The sequence below is a fragment of the uncultured Brachyspira sp. genome, from assembly GCF_944393015.1.
In the GTDB taxonomy this organism is placed as follows: Bacteria; Spirochaetota; Brachyspiria; order Brachyspirales; family Brachyspiraceae; genus Brachyspira.
In genome coordinates, this window is the sequence record NZ_CALXYQ010000073.1 from 1 (window position 1) to 9,789 (window position 9,789).

A 9,789-nucleotide genomic window follows, 5' to 3' on the forward strand; every position below is an offset into this window, starting at 1 on the left:
AGGTTTTTATTATATAGACAGATTTAATCCCGCAAGTAGTTATTATCTTTCATTAGGAATTAATTATCCCAATGAATCCGACAAAAAGAAAAGTAATGCTTCAAGATTAGGCGGAGATATATTCATTCATGGTGCTAATGTTACTATAGGATGCATGCCTATGACAGATGATAAAATAAAAGAAATATATTTATATGCTGTATATGCTAAAGATAATGGTCAAAATAGAATACCTGTTTATATATTTCCTTTTCAAATGACAGACAACAATTTTGATTATTATAAAAAACATTATGATGAATCTTTAATAGATTTTTGGTCAAATATAAAAAAAGGATATGATATATTTCAAAATTATAAAAAAGAATTAAAGATTAAAGTGGATTCTAAAGGAAACTATGTGTTTTAAATTCTTGCAATTTTTCTATAAAAATATTACTATATTAGCATATATAATAATTGGGTAATAGTTAATGATTCAAATGAATAAAAATACTTCCTTTGTAAGTGCATACAATTTCTGGTCATATTTGCTGATTGCCATTGTATTTTTTAACTATTTGTTTTTCAGAGCTTTAGTAATTGATAATAATTCTTTTATATATGTAATTACATTTATTTTGAATTATATTGTATTAATATCTTTTTTCCTTTTGGTATTTTATAAATTTTATAATTGTATATTTAATTCAGAGCCTTTTTTAGCTGCATTTGGAATATTATTTCTTATATCAGGTACTTTAAGGCTTTATGCTATAGAAATTAATATTTATAATTATATAGAGTTATTATATTTTATATCTATATTCGTTCTTACAATAAAAATTTTTGTTTCTATAATAAAATCGAATAATATAATTGAATTGGATAGAGGAGTATATGTTTTTATGCTTCTTGCTTTAGCCTCATCTAATATCAATTATATTTTAATATCAGCTAATAAAATAATAGATACGGATATTTTTCATTATATATCTACTTTTATATCAACTTATATGAGTAAATTATCATCTTTTTCATTTTTGATATTAATGATAGCTTATATATTGATTTTTATGAAAAAAGTTGTTATGAAAAATATTAATAAATCATTCTTTTTTATCATTATGATGGTAATATTATCAATAATAGCTATATTAGTATTTGGCAATTCTTTCTTTTTGATTGTAATATCATTCTTTGGGGCTTTAGGTATTGTGATGTATTTACCATTTACTGTTTATCTAGTAGTGATTATAATGTTCTTAATGACTTTATTTACATCTTTTATGAGCTGTTTGGTATCAAAATATTATTGTCCTAAATTGATAGTATTCACTTTATTTATGCTTGCTGGACTTGATATGAGCAATTTTGGATTAAGATTAATTTCTGTATTTGCCGTTATGGAAATGCTTAGTATATGTAATAACGAAAAAGACTATGATGAGCATTTGACAAATAATACTCTATAATATATTATTTTTATAATTTAAATTATAATTTTATAATATTGACATTAATAAATATGAAAAAAGAAATTATTAAAGAAGAAAAAGATATAAGCCTTGAAGATATAGAAAAAGTCGCTGAATTTTTTAAAGATATATTGAAAGACGGTGATGTAGTTATAATGGAAGGTAATCTTGGATTTGGTAAAACTACATTTGTTAGAATACTATCAAGATTAATGGAAAGCGAAGATATTGTGAGCAGTCCTTCATTTACTTTGATAAACGAGTATGATATAATTTTAAATGGCGAAGAAAGTATTTTGAGGCATGTGGATTTATACAGACTTGAAAAAGAAGAAGAACTTGATGATATAGGTTTCAAAGATAAAATAAGAGAGAGCGGAATTACTGTGATAGAATGGGGCAGTAAATTCAAAGATTATTTTGAAGCTCCATACTATTTATTTGAAATAGAAATGTACGAAGAAAATAATAGATTATATAGGATTAGTTTGATTTCATGAAAAAGTTATTTATATTATTTATAATGATATTTACTCTATTGATGTCATGTTCCAAACAAATAGATAAAAATATTATAGTAAATGCATTGAGTAATATTTCATCTGTTAACGTTGTTATTGGAAATACTATAGATTATGAAGTGCGTATACTTTCTAAAAATAATATAGATTATAATTTTGAAGATTTATCATTTGATGATAGAGATAATAAATGCAGAATCATATCTGTTGAAAATAAAACTAGAAATGTTGGAGAATATAAAGAGAGAATCATAAAATATAAATTAGGTTTTTATGATGTAGGACAATTCGTTGTATATCCATTTAAGATTTCATATAATTATAATAATGAATACAGAGAACTTCATGGTGAGGATATAACTATATTGGTGTATCCTTTCTCTGACGGAGAAACTTTACCGCCTATGAAAGGTACTATTGGTATACCTATGCCTAAATATGTATGGCTATTTGTTGTGCTTATAGTTTTTGCTATTATTGGAATAATAATATTGATATTTGCTGTAGTAAAATATATAGAAAGAAAATTCAATGAAAAAATAAATATAAAAGAAGATACTGAAGCATTGAATGCATTAAAACTTATAGACTGCAATACTTATTATAATGAAAATAAATATGCAGAGTATTATTTTGAATTAACTTTTATATTTAAAAGATATCTTACAAAGAGATTCAGATTCAATATAGAAGATATGACTACTAGCGAAATAAATCAATTATTCAAAGAAAATGTATTTAATGAAAGCGAATACATAATAAAAATGTTTGAAGAATCTGATTACGTAAAATTTGCAAAACAAATTCCTGAACTCAAAATAATGCAGAAAGATTATGATTTTTGTGTTGATTATATAGTAAAAAACGGTAATTTATATACTGCATTAAAATTAGAAGAAAAAGAAAATAAAAAGATAAGAAAAGAAGAAAAGAAAAGACTAAGAAAAGAATTAAAAGAGCAGAAAAAACTTCAAAAGAAAATGGAACATTTGCAAGAAAACAGTTAAGGTAAAATATGAACGAGTATGATATAAAAGATACTATAGCAGCATTATCAACACCATATTCAAAGAGTGCATTGGCTATAATAAGAATGTCAGGAAGCAAGGCATTAGAAATAGCTTCAAAAATATGTTTCTACGCTAATAATGAAAATAAGAATATAAATAATTTTGAGCATAGAAAAAGTTATTATGCTTTAATAAAAGATGAAAATAATATACCGGTTGATGAGGTTATAGTATTGTCTTCTTTGTCTCCTAATACTTTCACATCTGAAGATACAATAGAATTCATAACCCATGGAAGCATTGTAGTAATAGATGCACTTATGAATCTTTTAATAAGAAACGGAGCAAGGGCAGCTAATAGGGGAGAGTTCACATATAGAGCCTATATTAATGGAAGAATAGGTATAAGCGAGGCTGAGGCTATACATGATTTGATAGATTCTAATAATAAACTTATGGCTGAAGCAAGCATATATAAAATGAGGGGCAGGCTTACAAGAGAGATAGATAAACTTAGAGAAAATATAAAAAATTCTCTTATGCTTGTTTACGGAGAATTAGATTTTCCTGAAGATGAAACAGAAAGTTTTTCTTATGATAAGCTTATAAAAAATTTTGAGATTATAAAAAAAGATATAGAAAATATTTTATCCAATTCTAAGAGAGTTGAAAATCTTATTAATGGAATAAAAGTAGCAATATTGGGCAGAGTTAATGCCGGTAAAAGCAGTATATTTAATATGATATTGGATAGAGAAAGAGCTATTGTTTCAAATATTGCTGGAACTACAAGGGATTTTTTGAGTGAAAATATTTATATTGATAATATACCTTTTTATTTGATGGATACTGCTGGATTTCATAAAAAAGCTGATAATGATATTGAGCTTGAAGGTATTGAAAGAGCTAAAAAATGTGCATATGAATCTGATATTATACTTGCAGTGTTTGACGGAAGCAGTGTAACAAATGAAGATGATATTAATTTAATGGAGTTCTTAAATACATTAGAAAATAAAAATATTATATATATACTTAATAAAAGCGATGAATATAAAAAGTTTAATAAAGAAATAGTAAGCGGTAATATAATTAATATAAGTACAAAAACAAAATCAGGAAAAGATGAATTGATATCAGCTTTAAAAAATTATGTTTCAGATTCTGATATGGATATTTTTAATAAAGAAACTTATGTCAATAATAGAGAGAGAGGATATTTAGAAAGCGGACTTAAACAGATTGATATATGTATAAAAAAATCATTGGAGTCTTATTCATTAGATGAAGTTGCTGAAGAGATGAATATATTAAATAATATACTTGGAAATGTTAGCGGAAAAGTTGATGCTGAAGAAGTAATTAATGAGATATTTGCTAACTTTTGTATAGGTAAGTAATATATTTAAATAATATCATATTATATAAAATAAATAATTATTTACGATAATATATATAATCATATTTGATAAATTTTGAAAAAAATGTATATTTAAATTGATGATAATATTGTAATGAAGAGTATATAAGGAGTTTAGTTGCCAATATGAAAAAATTATTATTATTAATTATAAGTATATTTATATCGATTAACTTATCACTTTTGGCAGCAAGCGGATTTGAAGGAATAATAAATATACCTGCTGGGCTCGCTGTAGGAATACCTATGGGAAGATCAGAACATGAAGTAGGTTTGGGTTTTGATATGGGGATTACAGCACAGTTTGGATATGTAATAGATTTTAAAAATAATATAGGGCTTAGTGTATTGGCTGAAACAGGATATAGTTATGATACTTATTCATATTCTATAGCTTCTGACAAAACAAAATCAGCTGTTTCTACTTCTGCTTTTCATAGCTTTCAAATAGGTATTTTGCCAAAGGTAAATATTTATGATTTTTCTATAGGTATCGGAGGCGGATTAAAAATACCTGTAGCAGGAATTGAAGAGGAAAGACTAGTTAGTAATGGCACAAATTATATAGCAGCAGGCAGTACTGTAAATATGGTGGATATAGTCAATAAATATGATAAAATGAATGTAATACCTTATATTAAATTAACATTGGATTATTCTGTATTCAATAATTATAATGTAGGTGCCAATTTTGGATTATATTTTGATTATGAGTTTGGCGTTAGAAAAAAAATTAATGAAACAAAATATACATCTACAGATGCATTTGGTATTGGTTTGCAGGTTGGTTTAAGATTCAGTCCTTTTAATAGCCGTCAAATTACTATAGATAATAAAGAGAAAGATAAAATTTAATTAGTTAATATAGTATAAATTGTTTATATAATCTTATTTTTTATAATTAATTTATAAATTATATTATATAATCATCAGCAATTTTTCTAAGCCTTTTGTTTCCAAGTACATGGAAATGTCTTAACTTTCTTAGAGTCTCGCTTGAAAAAGTAGCGAGCGGAACATAAACTATTTCAACAGAATTCTTCTTTGCAAATTCTTTTAATATATTTGATGGAGGATTAGGAGCAACATAACCCAAATACTTATCAACAGAATATATTATAGCAGTGTATAGAAGTAAATCAGCATAATTTCTAACTATTCCGTCTTTTTTCAAACGCTTATACATTCTCCAAACATCATGCGGAGCCTGAGGAGGCATTAAAGAAGCGTAACCTCCAAAATAGCATTTAGATATTCCAGGCCCTACTAAAGTATTTCCGGGTTCAGTAGAATATAATATTAAATCGCTGTCATCATGTGCTTCGCTATACCAAACTATATTCCAATCATAATCTTCATCATGCTCATCATCGAATATTACAACCATATGTCCTATATTTCCTTTGATTTTTGGAATCTCTCTGACATATATTTCATTTTTATAATAGTTCCTTATAGTTTCACGCATATCAATACCGTCTTTAATGCTAACAGTGAAAGGTTCTATTCTTGCTTTGTCCTCAGTAAGCATATTTCTTATTTTATCTCTAAGTATATTCATATGCTTTTCCATAAGTATATCTTCAGGCACATGGGAAAGCAGATTAGTTCTTTTATTCCAAACATCTTCCCATTCTCCTTCATATTTTTCACTAGGACGGGTTGTAACATTAACTTTCTTGAAAGATGTTTTCCATACATTGTCATATTTATGAAGTTTGATTTTTTTATCTTTGAGCATTCCTTCCATACCGTTTGTGCTTGGATCTCTATTTAATTTTATGGTAGGGTAATTTTCATCTTCTTCAGTGTAATGCGGATAATATTCCATACCTTCCATTACTTCTAAAGCATAATCATTATTTATCATGCATTTTGCAGCCGTTAGCATATCTATATAATCCGGTATGATATAATTATCAAGAAGACATAAATTCCTTAAATACTTCATCATATTTTTTTGCTGAAGTAATGAGATTGGAAGTTTATATCTCATCTTTGCTTCTTTAAAAATTGTTTCTATTATATGTATCTTGTCAAAAGTTTCTAATTCTCCGTTTCTGTATAGTTCGTACATATAAGTTGTGAAAGGAAACTCACCAAGCATTTTATTTAATGATTTTCTATGTACATTATATATTTTAGGTTCTGAATATATATATTCTTCATCATCTTCTGAAAATTTTTTATTTATTATTTCTTCTTTTGATTTATTATCCAATTTTTCATTATCAAGCTTTTGTAATATTGACACAATATTTTCCCAATGCGACATTCCTATAACAAGAAGTATTTTATTATATTTTTTAGAAAGTTCATAAAGATTTTTAGCCATGAATATTTCTCTCTCTTCATCTGATTCATCTTTATGAAATATATAATTATTTTTAACTTCATTATAGAATTTCTCAAGCCCAATATTTTTCATCACATAATCATCAGGCATAAGATAATGAGAATTAGTGTTTATTGAAGTTATGTCTTTGTCTATAGGAAAAAACGGTATTTCCTCATCAATAGCAAGACGAACAGCCTCTATTATAGAATCGCAAGGGTCTATAGGTATATAAACGGCTTCATTTTCAATTTCTCTTATGATTAAACTTACAAATGGAAGTCTGCTTACAGCCTCTCTTAAAGAATCAGCAAAATTTGCAGGATGCTCTACTGCTACAATATCCGGTTTAAATTTTTCAAAAGCCTCTCTTACAGCTAATGAAAAATAAACTCTAGAATGTATTGAAGGTACAGCAAATATATTTTTATACCTTAATACTTTAGAATCTATATTATCTATTATTTTAGTATCCATTCATTTTCCTTTAATAATTAAGGAATGAATCTATTATATTATCAAGTTCATTAGAATCTTCCAAATAATGAGAACATACATTACAAGTATCAGTAGGTACTTTATTGCTCACAAACAAATCAGTTTGGAAAGAATAACATGAAGGACCTGGTAATTGTCCGCTTATAGCACAAACCTGCATACTTATAACATTTTCAGGTCTTGTATACCAAGTAGGTTTAACTTCTTTCAATGCTTCTACCATATACTTACCCCATATAGGAGCAGCAACTCTACCGCCAACCTGATTATTTCCTAAAGAATATTTGAATGAATCGAATCCAATCCATATACCTGTAGCAAGTTCAGGAGTATATCCTACAAACCAAGCATCTTTCCAGTCATTAGAAGTACCTGTTTTTCCAGCACCTCTTCTTGTGAATTTAGCCTCATACATAGCACTTGTAGCAGTACCGCCTCTTAATACCCCCATTAATATGTCGCTTATCATATATGCAACTTCCTTGCTTATAACTTGTTTAGGACCGCCTCTTAATGTTATTTTTTTCTTTAAATCATCTTCAAAGTTGTCCATTACTATTCCATATCTGTCAGTAACATATCTTATAAGTATAGGATTAACTTCTTTTCCTTCATTGGCAAATTCAGCAAAACCTGTTGTAAGTTCTAATGGTGTAAATAATCCTGTACCTAAACTCAATGTTAAATCATGGTTAAACATTCTTTTAGATTTATCAGAATCAGGTTCAGCTTTAAATATAGGCTCTACATATCTTATAGTGTTTGTAATTCCTACATAATTGAGTACATTAACAGTAGCTATATTTAATGATGCTGACAATGCATATCTTAAACTTACATCACCTTTGAAATTTCCTGAATAGTTCTTAGGTATCCAAACTTCTCCGTCTTCTCCTTCTTCAGGTACAAAACCTATAGGAGCATCACTAACAATAGTTGAAGGACTATAATTAGTAACATCCATTGAAGCAGCATATACGAAAGGCTTGAAAGCACTTCCTGCCTGTCTTCTTGCCTGAGTAGCTCTGTTGAATTGGTTTCTAGCTGTAAATCCTGAACCTCCAACCATTGAAACAATATATCCGTTTCTAGGATCTATTGAAACCAAAGCACCTTCAATCTGTCTTGAAAGTTCTGCCTCATCGGCTTTCATTACTTCCATAGTTATATCATTAACTTCTTCCATTCCGAATATATCAGACATTAAAGCCAAAGGCAAAGTAGTATATTTATTTAAAGTATCTCTTACAGCAATGTTAAATTTATTATAAGCTGTATTTTCAGGAAGATTAAATAATATGGAAAGCATTTTCATTTTATCTATAGTTTCTCTATTATATAGATTAACTATATCCATAGAACCGCCTTCATATTTATTGTTATATTCTGTAAGTGCTTCTGTTAATAATTTCTGAGCAGCTTCCTGTTTTTCTATATCTATAGTAGTATATATTTTTAATCCGTCTTCTTTTAATGCTTTTTCACCATATCTATTTACTAATTGTCTTCTAACATATTCAGTAACATAAGGAGCTCTGTCTATTGATGCACTATAAGCAGTAGATCCTCTTCTTCCGATTTTTCCTGTATATGATTCCCAGAATTCTTTATGTGCTTGTTTAGCTTCATCTCTAGTTATGAAATTTAAATCAGCCATTCTATTAAGAACAACTTTATGTCTTGCTATTGATATATTAGGATTATTGATAGGTGAGTATGCATTAGGAGCTGGCGGAAGTGTGGCAAGCATTGCACATTCTGCTAAATCTAAATTTTGTACATCTTTGTTAAAATAAAATCTGCTTGCTGCCTGAACTCCGTATACAGAGTGCCCGAAATATATTTGATTGAAATATAGAGTAACTATTTCTTCTTTAGTGAGTCTTTTTTCTATTTGGAAAGTAACCCATATTTCTTTTAATTTTCTTGTTATTGTTCTTTCTGTAGATTTTAATACAATGTTTCTAGCAACCTGCTGAGTTAATGTACTTGCACCTCTTGCTCTTCTTCCGGTTAATATGTTTCCTATTGTACCTCTGAATATTCCTATAATATCTATTCCGAAATGCGACATAAAATTATTATCTTCCATAGATATTATTGCTTCTATTAATTGAGGAGGTAAATCTTTATATTCAACTAATGCTCTTTGTTCTGTGAAAAATTCAGATATTACTTCACCTTTTATATCATATATTTTTGTAGGTATTGTAGGCTTGTATAATTCTACTGCTTGAACATCAGGCTGCAAAACTATGTCAGCAACCAAAATAGAGAATATTACAGTTATTACTAAAAATATTAATGTAATAGAAACTATGTAGAATTTTTTGAATTGTTCTATATTTATGCTATTGTATTTATCAGATATTTTTTTTAATAGTTCTTTCAATTTAGTTATCCTAATATATATATTTATGATATTATACAAATAATTATTCAATTAATCAACATATTTTTTTATCATATTTTGTTTAAGAGCCATAGATATTGCACACTTTTAGTTTAAAAAAAAGATGGTATTCCTTATAATTTATAATTGCTACAA

At 27.2% G+C, this 9,789-nt stretch carries 8 protein-coding genes; 6 read left to right on the plus strand and 2 right to left on the minus strand.

The genetic code is table 11. The features are described 5' to 3' along the window. The 6 genes from Q0K19_RS14315 to Q0K19_RS14340 all read left to right on the plus strand — a co-directional run. Positions 1-409: murein L,D-transpeptidase family protein (locus Q0K19_RS14315; protein WP_367172182.1), on the plus strand; the 409-nt coding region annotated here is incomplete at its 5' end. A 64-nt stretch (positions 410-473) separates the two neighbouring features. Next, on the plus strand, positions 474-1,454 hold the full coding sequence (locus Q0K19_RS14320) for a WESB_1763 family membrane protein (protein ID WP_297249139.1): 981 nt from the start codon (positions 474-476) through the stop codon (positions 1,452-1,454). 53 nt (positions 1,455-1,507) lie between these two features. Next, positions 1,508-1,957 (plus strand): tRNA (adenosine(37)-N6)-threonylcarbamoyltransferase complex ATPase subunit type 1 TsaE, encoded by a 450-nt coding sequence (tsaE, locus tag Q0K19_RS14325; RefSeq protein WP_297249141.1) that lies wholly within the window; start codon positions 1,508-1,510, stop codon positions 1,955-1,957. After that, the gene (locus tag Q0K19_RS14330) at positions 1,954-2,985 is read left to right on the plus strand and encodes a hypothetical protein (protein ID WP_297249143.1); all 1,032 of its coding nucleotides are present in this window, start codon (positions 1,954-1,956) and stop codon (positions 2,983-2,985) included. Before tsaE ends, Q0K19_RS14330 begins: the two co-directional genes overlap by 4 nt. Before the next feature lie 8 nt (positions 2,986-2,993). Beyond that, entirely contained in the window at positions 2,994-4,388 is a 1,395-nt protein-coding gene (gene mnmE, locus Q0K19_RS14335) for a tRNA uridine-5-carboxymethylaminomethyl(34) synthesis GTPase MnmE (protein WP_297249145.1), read from the plus strand. Between the two features lie 146 nt (positions 4,389-4,534). Next, positions 4,535-5,263 (plus strand): hypothetical protein, encoded by a 729-nt coding sequence (locus Q0K19_RS14340; protein ID WP_297249147.1) that lies wholly within the window; start codon positions 4,535-4,537, stop codon positions 5,261-5,263. 58 nt (positions 5,264-5,321) lie between these two features. Here Q0K19_RS14340 and Q0K19_RS14345 read toward each other — a convergent pair whose 3' ends face one another. Both Q0K19_RS14345 and Q0K19_RS14350 read right to left on the minus strand, forming a co-directional pair. Next, positions 5,322-7,220 carry a conjugal transfer protein TraB gene (locus Q0K19_RS14345; protein WP_297249149.1) on the minus strand — a complete coding sequence of 633 codons (1,899 nt, stop codon included), beginning with the start codon at positions 7,218-7,220 and terminating at the stop codon, positions 5,322-5,324. A gap of 10 nt (positions 7,221-7,230) precedes the next feature. After that, positions 7,231-9,633, minus strand: coding sequence for a penicillin-binding protein 1A (locus Q0K19_RS14350; protein WP_297249151.1), 2,403 nt, complete (start codon positions 9,631-9,633; stop codon positions 7,231-7,233). Positions 9,634-9,789 lie beyond the last annotated feature (156 nt).